The organism is Thalassotalea coralli (assembly GCF_055786205.1).
This window is the reverse complement of the sequence record NZ_JBVVBK010000006.1, coordinates 122,188-145,905: the sequence shown is the minus strand read 5'-3', so window position 1 is coordinate 145,905 and position 23,718 is coordinate 122,188. Positions and strand designations below refer to the sequence as shown.

The following is a 23,718-nucleotide window of genomic DNA, read 5'->3' as shown; positions in this document are numbered from 1 at the left end:
TGAGGTTTTTATGATGAAAAACGATACATCAGCGCTATTTACATCGTTAAACATTGGCAACTTAGCGCTAAAAAATAGGTTAGTAGTCGCACCGATGACTCGCGTTAGTGGTAACGAAAATGGAACGGTTGGCTCCCTAATGAAAGATTACTATCAGTCATTTGCCACAGGAGGATTTTCACTAATCATCACTGAAGGGATATACACTGACAAATACTATAGTCAGGCCTATAAATACCAACCTGGCTTAACTGACGAAGCTCAAATGAATAGCTGGAAAGAGTTAACAGCTGCTGTTCATGGCAAAGGTGGCAAGATTGTTGCCCAGTTAATGCACGCTGGTGCATTGTCACAACACAATAAATATACAGGCGAAAGCGCGGGCCCTTCAGCGGTAAAGCCCCTAGGTGAAGAAATGACCTTTTATTACGGAAAAGGTGAATATAAAACACCGAAAGAAATGCGCCAAGAAGATATTGAAAACGTAATTAGTGGCTACGTGCAAGCTGCTTTATATGCGAAACAAGCAGGGTTTGATGGCGTGGAAATTCATGGCGCAAACGGTTATTTACTAGACCAGTTTTTAACTAGCTATACTAATAAAAGAAATGATAGGTTTGGCGGTAATCTTGCCAACAGGTTAAACATTTATAAAGAAATTATCACATCTGTTCGTCATGCGGTAGGTTCAGAATTTGTGGTTGGTGTTCGCTTTTCTCAAGGCAAAGTTAACGACTTTGAATATAAGTGGCCAGAAAAATCAAAAGATGCCCAGTATACCTTTGAATATATTAGTGGCTTGGGCATAGATTATATCCATACTACGGAATTTGTCGCGAGTGCCCCTGCATTCAATGAAGGGTTATCTCTTTCAGAATTCGCAAAAAAATATGGAAATGTACCAGTCATTGCTAATGGGGGTATAAATAATGAAAAAGATGGTGTTGAGTTATTATGTTCAAATAAAGCCGACCTCGTGTCTATTGGCAAGGCAGCTCTTGCTAATCCAAGCTGGCCAGTTTTAGTTGCAAGTAACCAACCACTAAAGGCGTTTAGTTTTGAGATGTTTAATCCAATTGCCGACTTAAAGACAGCAAGTGACTATTTTAAAAGTAGCGCTGTTTAAAGTATTGCTCTATTAACTTCAAATGTCTGCCATGGTACATAACTGTCAGGTTTTAATGAGTTCTAATCATCGATCCTGACAGTTCAAGTTAACGCTGATCCTCTTGCACACATATTTCGATAACTCTACGTGAAATTAGCCTTATTCAATTCGTTTATCCCTTTCTCTGAAAGTCACTAAAATCTCAATTTATCCATAATTCTTCCTTATTCAATTGTTAATTTTGTCCGCATAAAGAAATCTATACGGAAAATTTCAATGTCTTTACTTGTCACCGGAATAATCATCGCTTTGGTTATTGTTGCGTTAGCTTTACCTTTTTGTCGCGGCGTTGGCAGAAAGAGCAAGGCGTCGTCGTTTGGCCGACCTTCATCGGCAAATGCCCACAGTAAAGAGAAGTTGCTTAACGCAACCCTTGAAAACACATTAGAAAATCGAGTGGCAAGAGAAGTGACTCAGGAACTGATTAAAATCAATAAATATCGCGGTGAAAAAAAAGCAAATTACAGCAAGATATTAAATGGTGAAATCACTAAGGTTTCTCAGCTATACAACCAATTGCAAATTTGCCAGGGGATTGGCGATCAGTTTATTCCTGATGCTGTTATCGACAAAATGCTAAATATAGCTGTGGGCGATCACAGTACAAACAGTACTGAAGTGCTCTTTATATTTGAATACTTGCACGAACGTATCTTACCTAAGCATATTCGCTATTTAAAACAGCTGTTTATTCGCCATGGCTCTAATAACAACTTGTTTGATGTTGAGCTTTATAAAATAGTACTGGCTTGCGCTAATTGCCAAGAAAGAGATGACTTCCTCACGCTAATTCAATCGGTGAGTTTTTTCACGCCAGATTTAATCTCGTTAAAGTTAGAGAGTGACGCAAACCAAGCAAACAAAGCGCAGCGACCACCTGCAATGGCAAAAGCTGAGTAGGTATTTCTGATGATGACGAATCTCGCTTTGCTCACATGGATAAAGGTATTAACTAAGTTTTTACCTAATTACGCCTATACATTATTAAAAAGACACTTATTTTCCGCTCCTTCGTGTCAAGAAAATAGATGGCCGAGAACCACGAAACGCATTTCGTATAAAACTAAATACGGTAAAGCACGCGTTTATACGGTTGGTGCAGGAGAGTGCGTTTGGATAGTCTGTGGTAGAGAAAACGCGCATCATTCAAAATCATTGGTAGAAAAATTAGTGAATTACGGCTATTCATGTCAAGTGATTGAGTTTGTACATCAGGAAAGCCCAGAAAATAAAAGTAACAGGCGAGAGTTTTCTTATAAAGACAGATTTATTTCTCTCCCGCAATGGACCAATGTTTTTGATGTGCTCGTAAATCATATAGAAGAGCCAAGCCATGTTATCACGGTAGGCATTGGTAGCTCTGTGATAGGCAACAGCCGCTGGATTGCCAAATACACCAAAGACTTAACCTTAGTGTCTCCTATCTTAGATTTATACGCAGGACTTGAACACTTCTTTAGGCAACACACCTTGCCCATTTATTTATTAAAACGGCTCGCTCACGAAGTCTACTTTACTGATAAAGTTCACTTAAGAAGCTTAAAAGTCACCGAGGTTTTTGAACAGTTTAAAGGGAGCCTAGCCGTTTACTATAGCCGCAAAGACAGTACGTCATCAGTAAAAGCTATTGAGTCACTGACGCAAAACAACAATCGAAAAGTGGTGGAGTTTAAAGGCGCGTCGATAGAAAAAATTATTAGCAGTCGTTCGTTATTTCATGTTGTGCAACGCAACAATGCCACCCTAGATGTTGCGGTGTAAAACATAGAGCCATTACTAAGACCAATTTACTGTCATTGGTGTAACACTCCAACAAGAATATTTGCAATTCACGCATAGGCGTGCTTAACATAGTGGACTAATTGTCTAGGGAAGGGTGTAGAAAAAACGTGGAAGAAAAACCTAAACTTTCCGACATATTTTTAAGCTATAGTAAGCAGATTCGACAAATTATCGGGCGTATTGTTAAGCGTGATGATATTGATGACATTGTTCAAGAAACCTACTTGAAAACATATCAGGCTGATCTTAAACAAGAAATCAAATATGTTCGCAGCTATATGTTAACGACAGCTAAGAACTTAGCATTAAACCACAGCGCCAAGTGGGATAATAAATTTAATGATTCCTTAGAGGATTTTACTCAGCTACCTGTCGAATTAAATAGCCAGTCATTTGAAGATCAGTTTGAGAGCAAAGAACGTTTTTTATTGTTTTGTCAGGCGATTGAGCAATTGCCGAGTTCTGTTAGAAAGTGCTTCGTGTTAAAGAAAGTGTATGGCTTAAGTCAAAAAGAAATAGCACAATACATGCAGTTAAGTGAAAGCACTGTTGAAAAGCATGTTGCGAAAGGCTTGTTGAAAAGCGCGCAATTTATGGAGAAAGTTGAGCGTGCAGGTACTCAAGTTTCAATTAGCGAAGAAAAAGTCGCACCCAAAACCAGAAACAGTCTAAATAAGAAAAGAGTTTAAAGTTTAATGAGTAATGTCAGTCAGTTTTACAGTAAAGAAGACATTCAAGATCAAGCGTGCTTATGGATCAGCCGCATCGATCGCGGCTTAAACTCGCAAGAAAAACAAGACTTGGCTGTTTGGTGCCAATTGAGTAAAGCTCATCATAACACCTTGTTAGAGATGGCATCTTTTTGGGATGAATTGTCTGTAGTAAAAGAGCTTAGTGGTATTTTTCCATTAGAAAGTACAAAAGCGTCTGTTAGGTTTGATAGTGTAGCTGCAGTAGCAAAAGCTGCATGTTTTGCCTTTGTTTCACTGTTGAGTTTGAACACCTTACTGGATGAATCTTTTATTCCTAATGTGCCTTCTTATCATGAGTGGCAGCTCACACAAACTCAACATTTTCACACCGATATTGGTGAGCAAAGGCGTGTAACCTTGCCCGATGGCAGTGAAGTTTCGCTGAATACAAATAGCAAAATTGAGTTGGTTTTTAATCCGAAACAACGGCATATTCGGTTACTCCAAGGTGAAGCGCAGTTTGACGTTGCCAAAGATCCCGAGCGTCCGTTTACAGTGGAGGCGGGCACTAAGTCATTTACGGCATTAGGTACCATCTTTAATATTCAAAAGAATGATTCACAGTCACTTGAGTTAGTGGTTACCGAAGGTAGAGTCCTAATCGCGAAAGCTGACGAAGAATTAGGCGCGATAAAAGCGGCGTTTAATCAAGAATCAAATACGCTTCTGTCTGGCGTAATTGTTACAGCGGGTCAAAAGGCTGATGTTATTTCGCAACATTTAGCTTCTATTCATTCGGTGTCGGAAGAAGAGGTACAACGCGCTCTTGCCTGGCAAAACGGCATGTTAATTTTTGATGGTGAATCATTAAAGTACGTTTTAGGCGATATCAGTCGCTATACCGAAAGTGAATTTGAAATTGTTGACGAACACATTGCCGATGTAAAAGTCGCCGGTTTTTTCAAAGCGGGCGATATCGAAGGGCTTCTTGCTTCTTTAGAAGCGAACTTTAATATTGTTGCCACCCAATCAAAAGAAAACCATTTTTCTTTGTCTTCAAACGGCAATACACCCTAATTTTCTTTCCTAACCATAGTTAATTTTTTAATTATTCGCTCCGTTTTTGCGCATGTTAGAAGCAATGTCTTGATTTAGATGTTGTTTCCTTGTGCAAAAAAAATGAAAAAAAATAGCGGAAAAATGATTTTCGTTTGTTTATTAGTATTGCACGGTTAATTCTGAGCGTTTTGTTAACTTGTTAATTAGGGGTGTTATTAACAAGCAAGTTATTGGCGTTTAGTTAAATTAAATGACTAAGAGATGGAAATCATCAGGTTGTACTTAGCATTGTTTTCGTTAGCTGTGTAAATAAAAAATACATAAAACGAGAGTCTAACAACCATGAAACACAAAACATTAAAAGCGGCATTAGTACCTATGGTGCCTATGCTATTAGGTAGTGCTAGTTATACTGCAATGGCGCAGGAAGTAGCGAAAGAGGAAGAAGTTGAAAAAATTTCAGTTGTAGGTAGTCGTGTATCAGGCCGCTCGGCTGAAGATATGCCAGTACCTGTAGACATTCTATCGGCAGAAGCACTTGCAGCAACAGGGCAAACAGAAGTTGGCCGTATGCTACAGGCTGTAGCACCTTCATTTAACTTCTCAAGTTCCTCCATTAGTGATGGTACAGATGCTTTAAGACCAGCGACGTTACGTGGCTTAGGCCCAGACCAAACCTTGGTTCTAGTCAATGGTAAGCGTCGCCACCAAGCGAGTTTAATTCACATTAATACGTCAGTAGGCCGTGGTACGGCAGGCACCGACATGAACGCGATTCCTGCGGCGTCGATAAAACGAATCGAAGTATTACGTGATGGCGCGGCGGCACAATATGGCTCTGATGCGATTGCAGGTGTTATTAACATTGTGCTCAACGACGCTGGCGACGGCGGTAAAGTTGGTGTTTCTTACGGTGAATACTCTGAAGGTGACGGTGAAACGGTTAACTTCGATTTATCGAAAGGCTTTTTGTTAGGCGATAATGGTTATTTAAATACCACGTTAAATTTTAGGGATCGTGGTGCAACAAATCGCGCAGGTTTACACGGCTCATGTCAATTTCCTGGCTGTACTGAATTAGATAATGGTAACTACTTAGCGGGTGATCCGAGAGAGCTTACTGCACCTAGAACAACTTTTAGAATTGGTGATGCTGACTCTGAGCAAATGGCGTTAACCATTAACACTGGTTATCAATTGGGAGACGGCGAGCTATACGGTTTTATTACCTACTCTAAGCGAGATAACGAATCTGCAGCTTTTTTCCGCCACAATGGTAACTCAGGTGGTAATGCGCCACTACAAGATGGTGATGCGACGATTCCTGCGGGTTTCTTACCAAAAATTAATTCAGATATTAAAGATGTCTCTTATAACTTTGGCTATGAAGTAGAGTTCTCAAATAGCGCTACGTTAGATTTATCATACACTTATGGTGAAAACACCATAGATTACGTGACTAGCGATACTATTAACTCTTCTTACGCTAACTCATTGCAATACACCACGGATATGACGGCTGATGAAATTCGTCAGTCAGTACCACGTGAAGCTGCTGCCTATGGTTTAGAGCTAACCCTGCAAACTATTAATCTAGATTACACTCAAGAGTTTGATTTGTTCTCATTGGCTATGGGTGCAGAGTTGCGAACTGACGAGTATAGAGTAACGCCAGGCGACGTATATTCTTACTCTGATTACGATACGCTTAATGGTGAAAGCTTATTTGCTACAGATAGAAGTGCTGGCACCCAAGGTTTTGGTGGTATTAGCCCTGTTTCTGCGGTAGATGAAAGCCGTGACGTCATGTCGTTTTATGTTGATGTAGAAACTGAGCTAAATGAAGATTTTATCATTAGTGCTGCGGCTCGTTACGATGATTACGATGGTTTTGGTGATAGCACTAACTTCAAGTTAGCTGCTAACTGGTCAATTACCGATGAATTTGCTTTACGTGGTGCGATGAGTACTGGTTTTAGAGCACCGTCAATGCAGCAACTTTATTTTAATAACATCAGTACGCAGTTTATTACAAACCCGGATGATCCAACGGGTGACCAAATTGCTGTTCAAGTAGGTACCTTTAGAAACGATAGTGAGTTGGCACAAGCCATTGGTATTCCGCAATTAAAAGAGGAAGAAGCGACTAACTTCAGTTTAGGTGCGGTATTTACTTTAGCGGAAGATATTAACATTACTATTGATTGGTACTCGATTGATATTGACGACCGTATTGTGATCAGTAACAAGCTTGGTAATGGTTTATCACCAGCGTTAGATGCTGCGTTGAAAGCAGCTGGTGCTGGCGCCGGTCAATTCTTCTTAAATGGTGCTGACACTGAAACTTCTGGTATCGATGTTATCGCAACGTGGAATACGAGTTTTGCAGGTGGCGATTTAGATTTAACCTTTGCTGCGAACTTTACTGAAACAGATGTGGTTGATCTATTTACACCAAAAGACAGTGGTTTAGGAGATATCCCGCCAGAAGAGATTTTCTCTGAGCAAGATATTTCTATTATCGAAGAGTGGCAACCGCAAGATCGCATTAGCTTGAGCGGTTTATATCGTATTGATGATTTTACCATTAACTTGGCATTCAACCGTTACGGCGAGTACACCATTACCGATGGTGGCACACAAACTATGGGTGCTGAGGTGTTAACTGACTTACGTGTTAATTACCAATTGAACGACAACTTATCTTTTAACATCGGTAGCAATAATTTGTTTGATGTTTACCCAGATAAGAATGAAATTGGTAACTCACGTACGGGCACAATTGTTGATGCAAACGGTAATGTAGTGGTTAGCAGCCCAGGTGTATTTACTTATTCTCGCCGCTCAGCGCCATTTGGCTTTAATGGTGCGTATTACTACGCAGGTATGGAATATAAGTTCTAAGGCCACATAAGCGCGTATTGAGCTAAGTGGTTAGTACGCGCCTAAATGAATAATGCTCACAGGCAATTGGCTTTAATTAGTCAGCGGAGATGTTAGTTTTATTGTTGCCGTAAAGTTGTTAAGTATATGGGAGAGCGCTGGAGCGATAGGGGCGAGGCGTTAATATACTTAACAAGCTAACATCTCTTTTTTATTCGTTTTATTCTTTAGATTAATAGTTAACTCAGTTTATCTAACAACGACGGATTCGACAGGTGTTTATAAACATCAAACGGATCACACTTACCGCCATCTTCATTGAAATCGATTGGGCCTATTTTTTTAGCTAAAGCAGCAGCCTGCTTATTTAGTGCCTTATTGCGCTTTCCTATTCCTAATAATGCGCCACCCATTGATAAACGCACATTTTTCGCTTCGTTTGGCATAAAAACACGCTGCTCTATGTAGTCAATCACCGAAAAGAAATATTCGTCGGTAAGTGCTTTGTTACGTTTGTTTTTAGACAGTTCGTAGATTAACCCTAGTGCACAGCGACGACGAACATCATCATCATTTTTTAGCCACTTATTCGCTGTATCAAAGGCGATGGGGGACTTCGCTAGCGTTGCGTCACAGGAGCTAAAAACATGTACTAACATACCACCACTGAGTTGCTCTACTTGCTGCTCCGCTTGTTGTTCTGTAATTTGCTTAGGGTCGTCGATGAGTAGCGCGATAACTTTAGCATCGTAAATAGAGGTGAGCCAAAGTTGCTGTGACAAATCACGATTTCGGCCGATAATTTTTGCTAACTTTCGTAATTGCGTTAAACCAATACCATAAGAGCTAAGCCCACCTTGATTTTTAAGCTTTTGCCAATTGGCAATGCCTCTTTCGTTCTGGTGTTCTTCAAGTAAGTTATTTACATCTTCAACAGTAAAAATGGTTTGTTGTTTGGCCATTGGTATAGCTCACCTTTTTATTGAGTCGCTAACGCTTATTATTCATTATAGAAGTTTCGCCATGTAAACCGACGATTATTTCATTCGTTTTCTTACTTTGCTTGAATGCCACGCAGATGGCACAACGACAAAGATGAAAATGACGGCCAGAATCCACTCAAGATAATGACTGATAAAGGCAAAGTGAACCGCTTCTGCGGCTACTTCATTATTTACGTGCTCGGCAAGTGCGATAGTGCCAACCGCTGCTTCTTTGGCAATAGCAAACCCGCCACTGCCTGCACTTTCCCAACCTAAAGCAGACAAACCACCATACGCTTTGTAAGCAATTGCGGAACTGCCAAAACCAATTATTCCGATAGCGACTGTACCCATTGAAAACAAACCTACACCAACAGCGCCAATAGTAATCACCCCTACCGATAATATGCCGACACTAATTGGCGCAACGGCAACTGCGCCCCACGCAAATAACAAGCCTCGTGCTCGGTTACCGCCAGCTATCCAACCAAAAGCAGCTGCATCATCTTGTTCGTAAGTGCCAAACTGAATATGAACTAGTGGCACGCCTGCTAGGGTCAGTTTACTTTTGTATTCTCGCTGCTTTGCATTTGGCTTATCGACTTCGCGTTGAAAAGCATCTGGATTAAATATCCGCTCTTGAATACGGGTTTCACGCATGACTTTTGCCATACGAAATACCAGAAACAAAAAAATGAAAACAAACGCAAATACGATAACTTGTGAGATAACGGCATAACTAGCAGCACTTTCTGGCGAAGCAATAGCAAGTTGTCGTAAAGCAAAAACCCCCCCAACATATAAAACTGCCACGGTAATAAATCTAGCAGCGACTTGTATCGCAAGCTTTCGCTCTCGCTCAGTTCTTGATTGATCTAAGCTGGCGCGAATACCAAAAAAAGAGCTGATCAAACCAGAAATGGAGGCCAAAAAAGCAAATACCGCGGTACTTCCAACAACGGAGCTTGTTTTAGCAGCACTAGCACCTATAGTTGCTGCTTTGGCGGCAGGAGGCGCGATACTGCTAATCAGGGTCATCACTCCAGCTGTAAAGGCAACGCCTGGCTTAGTGGAGGTTAGCGCCTCTTCGACAAATGAAGACATTGCCTGTTGAAGAAGCTTTCTACCACGTGATAAGCGCTGTTTTACTGTGTCTTTACTTAAGTCTAATTCTTCAGCAACGCGCTCAATGGATTGTTGTTCTCGATAAAAAAGGATGAGAGGTTCTCGATAAGTGTCGTCAATTTGATCGAGCACTTTCCATAATAAGGCTTGGTGTTGTTCGTCGATAGCTTTCGCTTCAGTATTCGTATGCTCTTCAGGTAATAGCTCAGAGCTGTCAATGTCTTGTGCACTTTGAATAGGCTGAGTTTTTTCTTTGCGACGAAAGTGGCTAATTTTGAATTTAAGAATACCGCATAGCCAAGCTTTTAGTTTTTCTGGATCTTGCAGTGTATCTAATTTTTTCCATGCTTCTACAAAAGTATCTTGGGCAATATCTTCACTGTACTTAATATCGCCTACCGACGAATAGGCCAAGGAACATAATAAGTTTTGATATCGAGTGACTATCTGGCAAAAAGCATCTCTGTCACCACCTAATGAATACATCACTAAGTTAGAGTCAGTTGCATTTAATAGTGGTACACGCTTTTTAAATAGGTTCATTTTATCTGCTTATTAAGAGGCTTTGATACTAAGTGCCTCGCTTTTATAAAAGGTGACAAAATTTTAGTAAGAAAAAAAGTTTACACTTTTTTTGTCACCTTTTTTTTCCTCAAGGTACTTATTGGTAAACCTTCAGTCATTGTGGCGTTAAACACGCCGTATGACAACTTATTCAATTATTAGGCTTTAGGAGAGTAATGATGAACTTAAACAATACAAAAACTTCAACAAATAAATTTTTATCAACCCTTATTGGTGTTTCTGCAATCGCATTTTCTGCGCTAGCGATGAGCGCTTCTTTAGACAAAAAGGTGGATGATTTTAGCCATGAAAAAACCAATAGCTTAGGTATCGACAGAATCTTCTTAAGTGATACAACAGCAGGCGGTAAAACTTCAGCAGATCTTAGCGTTAAAGACGGCGTGTTAACGGTAAAAGGAAAGATCGTACCACCACGTGGTCAACCTGGCTGGGCAAGTTCGGTACTTCCGCTAGGGCCAATGAATCAGCCACAAGATGCCAGTAAATATCAAGGGGTTAAGTTATTGGTTAAAGTAAATAGTGGTATGTTATCTGTCTCAGCTAACAGCACCAAAGTGGTTAATTTTGACTATCATGCAGCCCCTATTATGGTGGCAGCCGATGGTAAGTTTCACGAAGTTAAAGTGCCATTTAACTCAATGAAACGCGCATGGTCTGAGCAAACGAAATTGGACCCTGCAACCTTAGCCAGCTTAAGTATTGTCGCTTTTGATTTAAAGCCAAGTGAGTTTAGCTATGAAATTGACGAAGTAAGTTTCTACTAAATTTCAACACTTAGTTTCCAACACTCAGTTTTTACATTCACTTTTCAATAGAGAGTGAAGGGCTATCCCTTCACTCACATCATATTCCTATGCAGGAGCCACATTATGTCCTCATCAGCAGCCAGTAGATTAGATTATTTAGATGCAGTTCGCGCGTTCGCCTTGATACTCGGTATTATTTTTCATGCGAGCTTATCCTTTGTGCCTATTTTTATTGGCTGGGCAGTGATGGATGTCACCACCAGTGAAGCAGTGTTACCGTTTATCACGGTAAGTCACTCTTTTCGAATGGAACTCTTCTTCCTGATCGCAGGCTTTTTTAGTCATATGGTATTTCACCAAAAAGGTGCTCAAGCCTTTGTTAAGTCGCGCTTTATTCGCATTGTTATTCCATTTGTTATCGGTTGGATTATTCTGCGTCCACTCGTCGTTTCCGGTTGGATAATGGGCGCAGAGAGTATGCAGGGCGATGTGAATATATTCGCCGGAATTGTAGCGGGTATTGTCAGTCTAGCTGAACTACCAAAAGATTTATTGGTGGGAACACACTTATGGTTCCTGTATTACTTAGTTATTATTTCCGCTACCGTACTTGTGATTCGCAGTATTATTGGTATCAATGATTCGATGAGTCAGCGCTTATTAAAACTGAGCGATAGCGTTATCTCATGGTGCAGTCGCTCTTCTTTAGCCATATTGCTATTGGCGGTGCCTGCGGCTGTTTGTATGTGGTACATGAGTCGTTGGGGAGTAGATACACCAGATAAGTCATTAGTGCCTATGCTACCTGTTTATCTTTTATATACTGGCTTTTTTACTTTTGGCTGGCTTTTACATAGAAACAGTGAATGGATGGATAATTTTGCCAACCTGAGCAAGGTAAAAGTATGCCTTGGTGTAGTATCTGTCGTAGCAACCATAGTCTTATCGGGTTATGAATCGCAATATAACCATTCAAACTATACGCAGTTTAAAGGTGCTTATGCATTCAGCTACGCTGTGATGATGTGGTCGTTAGTGGTATTAACTCTGGGGTTGTTTAAGCGTTTTGCCAATGGTTCTAACAAGATAACGCGCTACATTGCAGATTCTTCATACTGGTTATATCTGGTTCATTTACCGCTAGTTATATGGCTGCAAATTGCTTTTGCTGAACTAGGCTTACCTTGGCTTGTTAAGCTTACTCTGATCGTGGTTGCTACTTTAGTCATTGCAATCTTGATGTACGATTTATTTGTCCGCTCAACCATTATCGGCCAAGTACTCAATGGTAAAAAACAAACTAGATGTATTTTTACCCGCTTAGGCTCTCTTCATTCCGTAAAAGAATCGTAATTACCTTTCTTCTTTCTTGCCTCCCTGTTGTGTTGGTATCGACACACTTAAAAAAATAAGGTGTGTCGATATCGGCACACCCTAACACGTTCCAAAACTTTAGCTGTTCTTGAAATCTAAAAATAGTAAATAAATTCAATGGATTAGTCTTTATCTTTTTGTTGGCACTAATCTTGGTATATATCCCATAGTGAATTATTTTCGCGAGTCGAATTTATTGAGGTTTCTATGGATATTAAAAGACAAGTTCAACAAAAGGCAGCATGGCGTAAATGGCTATTGGCATTACCGTTAGCGGCAGTGGCTATGGGCGCTTACTCGTTTAAAGAATACTTTGGAGAGGCATCGTATTTTATTGAGCGTGAAAAGTTGGTGATTGCCAAAGTGGAGCGCGGCAGCTTTCAAGTCAATGTTAGAGCGACTGGGTTATTAAAGCCTGCAGAAATTCGCTGGGTTGCTGCGCAAGTAGCTGGCCGTGTTGAGCAAGTGCTTGTCAAGCCTGGAGCTCATGTTGAGCAAGGGCAGTTACTTTTAGAGCTTTCAAACCCTGAATTGTTGCGCGAATTAGAAAAAGCAAAATGGGAACTGGCAGCGAGCAAAGCTGATAACCACGCTGCTTATGTCAGTATGGAATCGCAATTAGTAGATTTAGAAAACTTGGTTTTGGCGGCTGAATATGATTACCAATCTGCGAAGTTGAAACTAGATGCAGAAACCCAGCTAGTTAAACAAGGTAACGCGACCGTCTCGCAATTAGATTATCAAAAAAGCCAATTGGCAGTGAAGCAACAGTTGCAGTTTTGGCGAGGCCAACAGAAAAAGCTTGAACAAATGCAATCGAAACTTGCTGCAACGAAAACTGCGCAACAAGCAAGAATAGGCTTATTAGAAAATAATTATCAACGTATCCAAGAGCAAGTGGATTTGTTAAACGTTAGAGCGTTACAAACGGGCGTTGTCCAGCAAGTGTCACTAGAGTTAGGCGAACAGGCTTCAATTGGGGCGAGTGTTGCGTTAATAGCAGATCAGCGCAAACTTTTCGCAGAATTGCAGGTTCCTGAAGTGCGTATACAAGACATAGTACTAGGTCAAAAGGTGACTTTAGATACGCGCAATAATGAAATAACAGGAGAGATTTCTCGCATTGATCCTGCTGTTGTTGCTGGCATGGTGAAAGTGGATGTAAAACTAGCCAACAATTTACCATCAGATGCTCGTCCGGAATTAACTGTTGATGCGCTTATTGAAATTAGCCATATCGAAGAGACCTTGTATGTTAAGCGTCCTATGTTTGCTCCTAAGCACTCCACTGCAGGCTTATACAAGATAGATGAGCAAGGAAGCCTAGCTAAGCGCACGTCAGTGAAATTAGGGCAAAGCTCAGTAAACCAAATTCAAGTGAAGTCAGGGCTTAATCAAGGTGACGAAATCATTATTTCCGACACCAGCAATTGGCAAGATCACGACACGATTTTAATCAACTAACCAAGTCATTTTATCTAACGAAAACATTAAATTAAGTATGGCTTATCGATGTGGGTTTAAGTCATACTAAAAAAAGGAATCAATCATGAAGTCACTAATTAAATTAAACAATATCGGTAAAAGCTTTTTAACGGAAGAAATTGAAACGCGAGCGCTACAACAAATTAATTTAGATATTTATCAAGGGGAATATTTGTCGCTAACGGGGCAATCAGGTTGTGGTAAGTCAACGTTATTGTCGATTTTAGGTTTGCTTGATTCTCCAAGTGAAGGGCAGTATGTACTTGATGGACATGATGTTTCAACGCTTTCTCGAAATGAACGTGCTGCCATTCGAAGCAAACAAATTGGTTTTGTCTTTCAGTCCTTTAACTTAATTTCAGACCTGACCGTTGCTGAAAATGTGATGCTGCCGCTGACCTACCAATCGGGTTTATCTAAAAAATATATCGAAGATAAGGTGACAGAAGTACTATCTAAAGTAGAAATGGCTCACCGTATGAGTCATTATCCATCTCAGTTATCAGGTGGTCAGCAACAGCGTGTCGCTGTGGCAAGAGCGCTGGTTAATAACCCTGCCATTATCTTAGCTGATGAACCAACAGGTAATTTAGACTCTAAAAATGCAGAAGCGGTGATGACTTTGTTTGACACGCTTCATAGAGACGGCGCCACTATTTGTATGGTAACGCACGATCCAGCATCGGCAAAAAGAGCACAGCGCAGTGTTGAAATGTTTGATGGACAATTAGTTGGAGACAGTAAAGTGTCGAACCAAGAAAATGTTGCTCCAGTAGTTAGTGCAGTGGTGGGAGAATAGTCATGTTAATGTTTATTGATATTAAACAGGCTGTCAGGCAGCTTTTTAAAGCGCCGAAGTTTACTGCGATGACATTAGCAGTGCTTATTGGTGGCTTATCTATTAGTTTGTTCACCTTCTCATTTTTCTATTCAACTGTGTATAAACCATTGCCTTTACCAGAAGGACAAACGGCTAAAATTGTATCGCTTTGGGAAAACGGTGAATATGAGCGCTTGACCGCTTACGACGTTAAAGAAATGGAAAAAGTGCTGGATTCGGTTGACGAGTTTGGCGTGTTTAATGAAGACACTACTCGTTTAAGTATTGAGCAGGCGGGTAAGAGTTTTAACAGTGCCCAAGTACGTGCTGGCTTTTTTGAATTTGGTCGAATCAAACCTATTAAAGGACGAGGTATAAGAGCTGAAGATACCATTGTCGGGGCAACACCTGTCGCTTTAGTGAGTGAAGGTATCTGGCGTAATGAGCTTAATGCTATCGATGATGTTATCGGCAGTACCGTGATGCTTGATGGTGTAAAAACTGAAATTATTGGTGTTATGCCTGAAGGTTACCGTTTCCCAAACATTGCTAGGATTTGGAAACCTTTACCTGACGAAGTATTCAAAGCGCAAGCGGATCAAAGCCCTACTTTTCGAACTTATACGCGATTAAAAGAAGGCGTTTCTATCGGTGAAGCAGAACAAGAAATGACACAAGCCGTTCGTCAGCTACACCAAGAAAAAGTGGCGCTATATCACATAGAGCCCGCTGATTTACAAATTAAGTTATTAACTTTTCAAATGGCTCAAACTGGTGGTGAAGGTGGAGTGATCTTTGCTTTTATTAACGGTGTGACTTGGGTCATATTAATGTTGGCTTGTATCAATGTTGGTAACTTACTGTTGTCTCGAATTTTAGAAAAGCAAAAAGAAACGTCTATTCGCTCAGCACTTGGTGCGCCTACTCGTCGTTTGATCAGTCAGTTAATGTGGGAAGGGGTCATTATCTCCGTTGTGGGTGGCTTGCTTGCATTATTATTAGTTGGTGGTGCGCTTGACTACACCAATAAGCTTTTACAGTCATGGATACCAAGTGGTGGCTCTTTTTGGTGGCGCTATGGTATGGACACCGAAACAGTTGTTATGGCGATTGTTTATACAATCGTAACCATTGTTTTCTCGACTTTTATTCCTGCTTGGCGCAGTGTTAACCAAGATATTAACTCTACGCTTAGAGATGGTACACGTGGTGCACAAGGTAAAAAAGCCGGTCGCTTATCTCGCATATTAGTAACGACTCAGGTGTTTTTAGTAGCGCTACTGATGTTAATTGGTTCAATATCTGCTTTTATCGCTCATAGTTTTATCAATATGGAGCTTGGTGATGATTATTCAAATGTAGTTTCAGCTCGATTCCAAATCCCAGAAGACAAATACCCTGAAGATAATCAGCTACTTAACTTAACTATGAATTTGATGGCAGAAGTAAATCAGCACCCTAACGTTGAAGGTGTGGTAATTAACAACTGGTGGAGACCACAGTCGTTCTACTTAAATGGCGTTGAATATCACAATGAGAACGAAGTGCCGAGTGCCGATGTGATAAGTGCGATTGGTCCACTAAGCACTATTGGTATCAACCTTAAAGCGGGACGAGAATTTACGCAAAGTGATACGCTTAATACCCGTAAAGTGGTGGTTATCAGTGAATCAATGGCTAAGCGCTATTGGCCAAATGAATCGCCGTTAGAAAAGTCTTTTAGCTTGAAAGTTGAAGATAAAAAGCACCAGGTGTTTGTGGTTGGTGTTGTTTCTAATCGCATGAACCCAAGCAGTTTGTTTGGTAGTTTAGACAGTGCGGATGAAATTTATGTATCGGGAACTCAATTTATTCATAGCTATCAACTGTTTTATTATCGTATAAGACCAAACACGGAAAACGCGGATGAAATTTTTTATCGCGCGATGTTTAATACCGACCGCAATATTGAATTAACTTATGCTGTAGAGCCTGCTGAGAAAAACCGTAACAAGATGCGCGAATCTATGGGAGTATTGTCTGATGTTACTTTTGGTACAGGCTTTTTTGCCTTGCTTTTAGCATTGGTGGGTATTTATGGCTTAACAGCCAATGCCGTTACTCAGCGTACGCACGAAGTAGGTATTCGCCGAGCTGTTGGAGCGACAGATCGCAGTATTACTTTCATGTTTATGAAACAAGGCGGCAAACAGCTAGCGATTGGCTTAGGATTATCGCTAGTATTATTTGCGATATTGGCTGTTGGTTTTCACCGCTTTACCGAAGAACTATTTCCAGTAATGTCTTACTATGTATTAGCCATAGCTGTTACTTTAGGTTTGAGTGTCGTAGTGCTGTTCGCTATTTATATTCCAACTAAACGCGCCATTGCCATGGAGCCAAGTACTGCACTACGTTATGAATAGTGAGTAAACAGATAAGAGAAGGGAAACCTTCTCTTATCACGTTGAATATTTGATTTTAAAAGTTGGTATAAATAGCGTGATTTATCGCTAAATCAGCCGTTTGATTAGAGAATTAGATGACCAATAAAAAACGAATACTGGTAGCCGATGATGACGTTAGTATTGTCGCTAGCTTGCAGTTTATTTTAGAAGATGAAGGCTTTGACGTTGTTTGCGTTACCACACCTGATGCTGCCCGAGCACAGGTTTCAGAAAACGCCTTAGATTGCGTGTTGCTCGACATGAATTTTACGCAAGATACCACTTCAGGTGCAGAAGGCGTGGCTTTAGTTGAGCAAATAAAACACTTAGACGCAAGCCTGCCCATTATTGTCATGACAGGCTGGGCAACAATAGATATCGCCGTTGAAGCCATGCAAGCAGGCGCTAAAGACTTCATCCAAAAGCCGTGGGCAAATGAGCGCTTACTGAGTGCCATTAAGTTGCAATTAGCGCTAGCAACAACCAGTAAACAAGCGAAAAGTTTAAGTGAGCAAAACAAGCTGTTGTTAAAAGCTGAGCATCCATCATCTCGCCAGGGCATTATTGCCCAATCCCCTGCCATGGTAGAGTTATTGTCTACGTTGGAAGATTTGGCCAAAAGCGACATGAGCATATTGCTTACTGGTGATAACGGCACTGGAAAAAGCATGCTTGCCGCTTATGTGCATCAAGTGTCGGCACGTGCTAAACAATCTTTTGTACCGGTGAATATGGGCGCGATTCCTGAGTCCCTGTTTGAAAGCGAAATGTTCGGCCACATCAAGGGGGCGTTTACAGACGCTAAAGAAACGCGAATTGGACGTTTTGAAATGGCAGAAGGCGGCACTTTGTTCATGGACGAACTGGCTAATATTCCTATCGCTCAACAAGCTAAGTTATTAAGAGTACTTGAAGAGCGTAAATTCGAAGCTGTGGGAAGCAGCAAGTCGCAACATGCTGATATACGTGTTATTTCTGCCACAAACAGTGATTTAGAAAAAGATATCGCTGAAGGGCGTTTTCGCCAAGATTTGTTTTATCGACTAAATACTATTGAATTACGCATCCCATCGTTAAAAGAGCGAGTTGAAGATATTCCATTGCTTGCCGAGTTTTTTCTCAATAAATTTGGACAAAAATATCAGCGCCAAGTGCCAAGTCTTTCGCAAGAGGCGGTTGATAGCCTAGTGAGTTACGATTGGCCGGGAAATATTCGAGAACTTAGTCATTTAATGGAACGCTTGATATTTACCTGCAAAAATGAACAAATTACTGCACAGGACTTATCGCTTAGAATATCAGAGCCGATAGATTCTACACTCGAAAATCCCAATTTGACCTTGGAAGAAATTGAGCAACTGGTTATGACTAAACGTCTCAAATACCATAAAGGTAATGCGAGCGATACCGCAAAGTCTTTAGGGCTTAGCCGCAGTGGGTATTATCGACGAGTCACGAAATATGAGACGGATAGTTAGCTTGGCGTCGTTTGCTTGGAAACAATAATTTGAATATTAAAACACTTCTGAAAAAGGCTTTGTCGTATTTAGATAAGCAACAAAAGTTGATTTTGGCTTTTGGTATCCCTTGTGTTTTCTTGATCTATTTTAGCTTACAACTTACTGAAATATCCGGATACTTCGTTGCGTTTATAACATTGGTTATGAGCTTATGGTTGGTGTTTGTTGTGTGCGCTTGTCGTGCTGAAACGCAATATCAAATTAATACGCTGTCAAATCTACTTAGTGCCATGATTGAAGGCGACTACAGTATGCGAAGTCGCTTGCAGGACAACCAAGTGCTAAACGATGTTTCTAGGTTGCTTAATGAATTGGCGGAAACTTTGTCAAAGCACAAAATGGTGGCAAAGGAATCTCGACTTTTACTTGAGCGAATGATTGAACAAATGGATGCCATGATTGTCGCTACCGATGAACAAGGGCAAATTGTTTTAGCAAATAAATCGGCGCAACAATTCATGGGCTTATCAGAAGACAGTGTTATTGCTGTGCACTTTCCCTCTCTTGCCATAGGACAAGCTATAATAGAATGTGATGGCGAAATATTATCGTTAGAACATGACGGAGTCATTGGGCAGTTTTTGTTGTTAAAAGAAACATTTTTTAGTCGTGGAAAGGCCCATCAACTGTATGTGATTCGCGATGCTAATCGGTTATTGATGCAGAAAGAACGAAAGGCATGGCAAGGATTGGTTCGCGTATTAAGTCACGAAATGAACAATTCGTTAACGCCGATAATTGCCATTTCGCAACAAGTTCAAAAGAAGTTAGATGGCCCTGAACCAGAAAACTCCATCGCAAGTTTACATAAAGGGATTGGTATCATCTCTGAACGAGCAAGTTCATTGAGTAGTTTTATTTCCGCATACGGCGAACTTACGCACTTACCCGAACCGCAAAAGTCACTTTGCTCAATTAAACAACTTATTCTGGATACTTTGCAGCTGTATTCCGCCTTTGACTATTCATTAGATATAGATGAAAACTTGCAGCTTCATGTGGATAAAAAGCAAATAGAACAGGTGTTTGTCAATGTGATTAAAAATGCTCAAGAGGCGATGGAACACAGCGACATTAAAAAGCTCACCATATTGGCAGTAAAAGAGCGTAACGGAATTAAAATACGTTTTATCGATACGGGCGCAGGTATCGGTAATAGTGACAACCTTTTTGTTCCTTTCTACAGCACTAAGCCACAAGGCAGTGGTATAGGCTTAGCCTTGTGTCGTCAAATATTATTTAACCACGATGGCACGATAAATCTGCAAAGCAATGACTCTGGTAATGGAGCCTGTGTTGAAATCGTGTTTAATGGACAACTAGGGTAGGGCGATAGAGTTTTGTTGCACCTTTATGCAACCACTTGTCGCAACTGACTGTTTATCCACCGATAAAGCTCGATATTAATTTGATAAATGTTACATTATAACAGTCAATAAAAATAACATGAGGAAGCCCATGAGAGCCTTAACGTCTTGTCTGGTGGTACTGAGTCTAGTGTTTGCTAGTGTAAGTGCTACAGCGGCTGAGAAAAAAGCCAACCCTCGCGCCGATTACATTCGCGCAAATTACACTAAATACGAATATCAAATTCCAATGCGTGATGGCATTAAGCTATTCACGTCTGTATATGTGCCAAATGATACATCGAAGGCTTACCCTATGATGTTTCAACGCACACCATATCGAGTCGCCCCTTATGGCGCGAGCAAGTATAAAACCCGCTTAGGGCCAAGTGCGTCATTTGAAAAAGACGGTTTTATTTTTGTTTTCCAAGATGTGCGCGGTAAGTTTATGTCAGAAGGCGAATTCGTCAACATGCGCCCGCAAGACGCCTATAAAAGAGGAAAAAATGCCACTGACGATGCAACCGATACTTATGACACTATCGATTGGTTAGTAAAAAACATTCCTAACAATAATGGCAAAGTAGGTATGTGGGGTACGTCTTACCCTGGTTATTACACTTCGGTTGCTGCGATTAATAGTCATCCAGCGTTAAAAGCTATTTCACCACAAGCGCCTATTGCTGACTGGTTCTTTGATGACTTTCATCGTAACGGGGCTTTCGTGACACCTATGGCGTTTATCTTCTTTGATACATTCGATAAGCAGCGCAAAGATGTACACGCTCACTGGCCAAAAGGCATGGATTCTGTCACCCCAGATGGTTATCAATTTTTCAAAGAGCTAGGTCCTTTATCTAATGTGAACAAAAACTACTTTCACGGTGAACGACCTTTCTGGAATGAGTTAACAGAACACCCAAATTACGATGACTACTGGAAAGCACGCGATGTTCTTCAACATCTAGGTGATACTAAGCCTGCAACTCTAGTTGTTGGCGGCTGGTACGATACAGAAGATTTATATGGTCCGTTATACACCTACAAAACGATGTCAGACAGCAATAAAAAAGAGCACATCAAAATGGTGATGGGGCCTTGGTCGCATGGTCAATGGAATAGCTCAGCTGGCGGTAAGAAATTAGGTGAAGCACAATTTGGTTTTGATACTAGTAAGTGGTTTCAAAATGAAATTCAATTGCCTTTCTTTAAGCAGCACCTAAAAGATGGTAGCGACGCAAAATTAGCGACGGCGACTATGTTCGAAACAGGTGCTAATCGTTGGAGAACTTTTGATACGTGGCCACCGAAAAAAGGCACAGAACAGACGTGGTACTTAACCAGTAAAGAAGCGTTTAGTGAGAAGAAGGTTAACACTGGCGCTAGTGAATATATCAGCGACCCTAATAAACCAGTGCCACATTCAGCTAAAGTAAGCCGTGGTTGGGATAAGCCTTATATGGTGGAAGATCAACGCTTTGCCGCGCGCCGCCCTGATGTGTTGATTTTTGAAACAGACCCTCTCGAGCATGACCTAACGGTTGCTGGCGCGATTGATTTAGATCTTTGGTTCTCAACTAGCCAAACTGCAGCAGACATTGTTGTTAAACTAGTGGATGTTTTCCCTGGAAAAGATGTAAACAACGACAAAGTTGACCGTGCTACAGGTAACCGCCATGAATTAGTGCGTTGGAGTGTTATCCGTGGTCGTTTCCGTGACAGCATGAGTGAGCCTAAGCCGTTTGTTGCTAATAAGCCAACTCAGGTTAAGTTTGATTTATATGACGTGCTACATACGTTTAAGAAAGGTCATAAACTTCAAATTCAAATTCAAAGTTCAATGTTCCCGTTTATCGACATTAACCCGCAAAAATATGTTGATAATATATTTGAAGCAAAAGAAGAAGACTTTGTGCGTGCATTCCATAAAATTCACCACAGTAGTAAACACCCAAGTAGCATTCGTTTTAAAACGATTAACTAGATTTTTTCTGGGTTAAAAAAACAAAAGCCAGCAATTACGCTGGCTTTTTATTGTCAGCTTTAAACCTCCTCCTATGGAGGTGGTGATCGTTCAGCCGGGGCTATGCCCGTAAAGGGCCTAACTCCAAAAGAAATCCTTAAAGTTCTGGGAAGAGCCAGTTTATTTCTTCTCAATTGGTATGACGAATACCTGTTCCCGTTGAAGCGATAACAGCAAATATTTTTTAAGACCGTCATGCCTGTCAGCCATGGATGGCTGACACTGACGCGCGGTTGGACGAGCATTCGTCAGGTAGGCATGACGGTTAAAATATTTGCTGTTTGATTTCGCTGAGTCGGGCGATGAGGGCGCCTACATGGACGTAGGTGGTAGAGCAACGCAGGAGCAGTTGCCGAAAAGTTAGAGGGAAACAATCAATTTTTCCCTCTAACGTGCTGTCGGCACACCGACAATATAGTGTGAAGTTAAAAAGAAGCTTCAAAGAATTTTACTTTGAGACGAATCAATGCTCGAAGGAAAGTAGCTCCCTTCTAGGAGCCTTGTCAAAGCCACCTGCTTTGCAAGTGGATTCTTTACATCCTTAAAATAGAAGATTTATTTGCTAAGCTCCTTTCCTCGGGAGTAAACAGCTAAAATATCCAGTGTGGCTTTGTCTAATAGCACCAGATCTGCATCGAGATTTTGCCCTATTCTGCCTTTGGTTGTTAGCCCTAAGATATTAGCTGGTGATTTGGTGATACTGGTTAATGCCTCAACAAGCGGCACTGAAAACTCTTGAACAGCTTCTTTCATGGCGGCATGTAAGCTTTTGACTTCGCCAACTTGTAAATCAATCAATTTTCCAGCTTCATCAAATACAGGTAAGCTGGCATTACCGTCAGAACTCATGGTTAATTGACTAATGTTAATCCCTTGGTCGAGTGCATTTGCTAAGGCTTGAGCGGCCTTTACTTCGCCAGAGGATAAAATTTGTTCATTGGTACTGGTGGTAAAGTCTATGTATCCGCCACACTTTGCAAACTCGATTCCTTGTTCAAAGAGCTGTGTTGACCTATTGATATGGGTTGGATAAAACTGCGTAATGGGAATATCGGTTTGCTCGGCAACATCATGCAAAATTTTCAAACCGCTTGGCGAGTCTCCAACGTGAATACTGACAATACCTGATTTGCCCGATAACATACCGCCAACACGCGATTCAGAGGCTAACCTTGCCAGTTCTTGTACAGTAATTTGTGATCCTCGATGATCGGCGATTGCTACTTCGCCGACACCAATGAATTTTTCAATTAACATAATGTCTTTAGTGACATTTCCGGTAACGGTTACAGCAGGCAGATGATAAGAGCCTGTATAGCAAAATACATTCAGTCCTTGCTCAACAAGTTCACAGCTTTTTGCTAGTAAATTCTCTAGGCTACGGGTGATCGCATCTGTACCTAATACGCCCATTACTGTGGTAACGCCACCAGATACTGCATTTTCGAACGTCATCTCAGGAGTTCGCGTGGCGAAACCGCCTTCACCACCGCCTCCGGTAATGTGCACGAGTGAGTCGACAAAGCCAGGAACTAATAACTTCCCTGAAGCATCTATTTGCTTTACGCCATCGATTGAAAACCGCGATAAGTCTGGTGCTATTGCAATGACCATATCGCCTGCAATGAGGACATCATTAACGCCCAAATACTCAGGCGAGTATACTTCTGCCTGTTTAAATAATTTCATAAAATTTCCTAT

Annotated in this window: 17 protein-coding genes; 14 read left to right on the top strand and 3 right to left on the bottom strand. The window is 41.0% G+C overall.

The genetic code is table 11. From position 1 onward, the window contains the following. Positions 1-10: 10 nt before the first annotated feature. The 6 genes from ACOB80_RS15580 to ACOB80_RS15555 all read left to right on the top strand — a co-directional run bounded on the left by ACOB80_RS15580 (position 11) and on the right by ACOB80_RS15555 (position 7,605). Positions 11-1,126, top strand: a complete 1,116-nt coding sequence (locus tag ACOB80_RS15580; protein ID WP_473166780.1) for an NADH:flavin oxidoreductase — start codon at positions 11-13, stop codon at positions 1,124-1,126. A 258-nt stretch (positions 1,127-1,384) separates the two neighbouring features. After that, positions 1,385-2,068, top strand: coding sequence for a hypothetical protein (locus ACOB80_RS15575; protein ID WP_473166779.1), 684 nt, complete (start codon positions 1,385-1,387; stop codon positions 2,066-2,068). Between the two features lie 9 nt (positions 2,069-2,077). Continuing rightward, positions 2,078-2,929, top strand: a complete 852-nt coding sequence (locus tag ACOB80_RS15570; protein ID WP_473166778.1) for a hypothetical protein — start codon at positions 2,078-2,080, stop codon at positions 2,927-2,929. 128 nt (positions 2,930-3,057) lie between these two features. After that, positions 3,058-3,639, top strand: coding sequence for an RNA polymerase sigma factor (locus ACOB80_RS15565; RefSeq protein WP_473166777.1), 582 nt, complete (start codon positions 3,058-3,060; stop codon positions 3,637-3,639). 6 nt (positions 3,640-3,645) lie between these two features. Further along, on the top strand, positions 3,646-4,719 hold the full coding sequence (locus ACOB80_RS15560) for a FecR family protein (RefSeq protein ID WP_473166776.1): 1,074 nt from the start codon (positions 3,646-3,648) through the stop codon (positions 4,717-4,719). Positions 4,720-5,043: 324 nt separating this feature from the next. Continuing rightward, on the top strand, positions 5,044-7,605 hold the full coding sequence (locus ACOB80_RS15555; RefSeq protein WP_473166775.1) for a TonB-dependent receptor plug domain-containing protein: 2,562 nt from the start codon (positions 5,044-5,046) through the stop codon (positions 7,603-7,605). Positions 7,606-7,823: 218 nt separating this feature from the next. Here ACOB80_RS15555 and ACOB80_RS15550 read toward each other — a convergent pair whose 3' ends face one another. Then, complete coding sequence (locus ACOB80_RS15550; RefSeq protein ID WP_473166774.1) at positions 7,824-8,546, bottom strand: DNA alkylation repair protein; 723 nt, start codon at positions 8,544-8,546, stop codon at positions 7,824-7,826. Positions 8,547-8,621: 75 nt separating this feature from the next. Continuing rightward, complete coding sequence (locus tag ACOB80_RS15545; RefSeq protein ID WP_473166773.1) at positions 8,622-10,235, bottom strand: RNA polymerase sigma factor; 1,614 nt, start codon at positions 10,233-10,235, stop codon at positions 8,622-8,624. Positions 10,236-10,432: 197 nt separating this feature from the next. Between ACOB80_RS15545 and ACOB80_RS15540 the strand changes: the two genes are divergently transcribed. The 8 genes from ACOB80_RS15540 (at position 10,433) to ACOB80_RS15505 (ending at position 21,978) form a co-directional block, all read left to right on the top strand. Continuing rightward, entirely contained in the window at positions 10,433-11,041 is a 609-nt protein-coding gene (locus ACOB80_RS15540) for a CIA30 family protein (protein ID WP_473166772.1), read from the top strand. 105 nt (positions 11,042-11,146) lie between these two features. After that, positions 11,147-12,376: an acyltransferase family protein gene (locus ACOB80_RS15535; protein WP_473166771.1), complete on the top strand. Its 1,230-nt coding sequence runs from the start codon at positions 11,147-11,149 to the stop codon at positions 12,374-12,376. A 228-nt stretch (positions 12,377-12,604) separates the two neighbouring features. Continuing rightward, the gene (locus ACOB80_RS15530) at positions 12,605-13,861 is read left to right on the top strand and encodes an efflux RND transporter periplasmic adaptor subunit (protein WP_473166770.1); all 1,257 of its coding nucleotides are present in this window, start codon (positions 12,605-12,607) and stop codon (positions 13,859-13,861) included. A gap of 85 nt (positions 13,862-13,946) precedes the next feature. Further along, a complete protein-coding gene (locus tag ACOB80_RS15525; RefSeq protein WP_473166769.1) occupies positions 13,947-14,681 on the top strand; it encodes an ABC transporter ATP-binding protein in 735 nt (244 codons plus the stop codon). Between the two features lie 2 nt (positions 14,682-14,683). Beyond that, complete coding sequence (locus ACOB80_RS15520; protein ID WP_473166768.1) at positions 14,684-17,107, top strand: ABC transporter permease; 2,424 nt, start codon at positions 14,684-14,686, stop codon at positions 17,105-17,107. Positions 17,108-17,223: 116 nt separating this feature from the next. Continuing rightward, entirely contained in the window at positions 17,224-18,606 is a 1,383-nt protein-coding gene (locus tag ACOB80_RS15515; protein WP_473166767.1) for a sigma-54-dependent transcriptional regulator, read from the top strand. A 29-nt stretch (positions 18,607-18,635) separates the two neighbouring features. After that, positions 18,636-19,976, top strand: a complete 1,341-nt coding sequence (locus ACOB80_RS15510; RefSeq protein ID WP_473166766.1) for a sensor histidine kinase — start codon at positions 18,636-18,638, stop codon at positions 19,974-19,976. Positions 19,977-20,106: 130 nt separating this feature from the next. Then, positions 20,107-21,978 carry a CocE/NonD family hydrolase gene (locus tag ACOB80_RS15505; RefSeq protein ID WP_473166765.1) on the top strand — a complete coding sequence of 624 codons (1,872 nt, stop codon included), beginning with the start codon at positions 20,107-20,109 and terminating at the stop codon, positions 21,976-21,978. 594 nt (positions 21,979-22,572) lie between these two features. Here the strand turns inward: ACOB80_RS15505 and iadA are convergent. Continuing rightward, positions 22,573-23,706: a beta-aspartyl-peptidase gene (gene iadA, locus ACOB80_RS15500; protein WP_473166764.1), complete on the bottom strand. Its 1,134-nt coding sequence runs from the start codon at positions 23,704-23,706 to the stop codon at positions 22,573-22,575. Positions 23,707-23,718 lie beyond the last annotated feature (12 nt).

What these genes read in the sequence shown, in the direction of transcription:
- ACOB80_RS15580 (WP_473166780.1), top strand. Translation starts at nt 11, where the DNA reads ATGATGAAAAACGATACATCAGCGCTATTTACATCGTTAAACATTGGC.
- ACOB80_RS15575 (WP_473166779.1), top strand. Translation starts at nt 1,385, where the DNA reads ATGTCTTTACTTGTCACCGGAATAATCATCGCTTTGGTTATTGTTGCG.
- ACOB80_RS15570 (WP_473166778.1), top strand. Translation starts at nt 2,078, where the DNA reads ATGATGACGAATCTCGCTTTGCTCACATGGATAAAGGTATTAACTAAG.
- ACOB80_RS15560 (WP_473166776.1), top strand. Translation starts at nt 3,646, where the DNA reads ATGAGTAATGTCAGTCAGTTTTACAGTAAAGAAGACATTCAAGATCAA.
- ACOB80_RS15555 (WP_473166775.1), top strand. Translation starts at nt 5,044, where the DNA reads ATGAAACACAAAACATTAAAAGCGGCATTAGTACCTATGGTGCCTATG.
- ACOB80_RS15550 (WP_473166774.1), bottom strand. Translation starts at nt 8,546, where the DNA reads ATGGCCAAACAACAAACCATTTTTACTGTTGAAGATGTAAATAACTTA.
- ACOB80_RS15545 (WP_473166773.1), bottom strand. Translation starts at nt 10,235, where the DNA reads ATGAACCTATTTAAAAAGCGTGTACCACTATTAAATGCAACTGACTCT.
- ACOB80_RS15540 (WP_473166772.1), top strand. Translation starts at nt 10,433, where the DNA reads ATGATGAACTTAAACAATACAAAAACTTCAACAAATAAATTTTTATCA.
- ACOB80_RS15535 (WP_473166771.1), top strand. Translation starts at nt 11,147, where the DNA reads ATGTCCTCATCAGCAGCCAGTAGATTAGATTATTTAGATGCAGTTCGC.
- ACOB80_RS15530 (WP_473166770.1), top strand. Translation starts at nt 12,605, where the DNA reads ATGGATATTAAAAGACAAGTTCAACAAAAGGCAGCATGGCGTAAATGG.
- ACOB80_RS15525 (WP_473166769.1), top strand. Translation starts at nt 13,947, where the DNA reads ATGAAGTCACTAATTAAATTAAACAATATCGGTAAAAGCTTTTTAACG.
- ACOB80_RS15520 (WP_473166768.1), top strand. Translation starts at nt 14,684, where the DNA reads ATGTTAATGTTTATTGATATTAAACAGGCTGTCAGGCAGCTTTTTAAA.
- ACOB80_RS15515 (WP_473166767.1), top strand. Translation starts at nt 17,224, where the DNA reads ATGACCAATAAAAAACGAATACTGGTAGCCGATGATGACGTTAGTATT.
- ACOB80_RS15505 (WP_473166765.1), top strand. Translation starts at nt 20,107, where the DNA reads ATGAGAGCCTTAACGTCTTGTCTGGTGGTACTGAGTCTAGTGTTTGCT.
- iadA (WP_473166764.1), bottom strand. Translation starts at nt 23,706, where the DNA reads ATGAAATTATTTAAACAGGCAGAAGTATACTCGCCTGAGTATTTGGGC.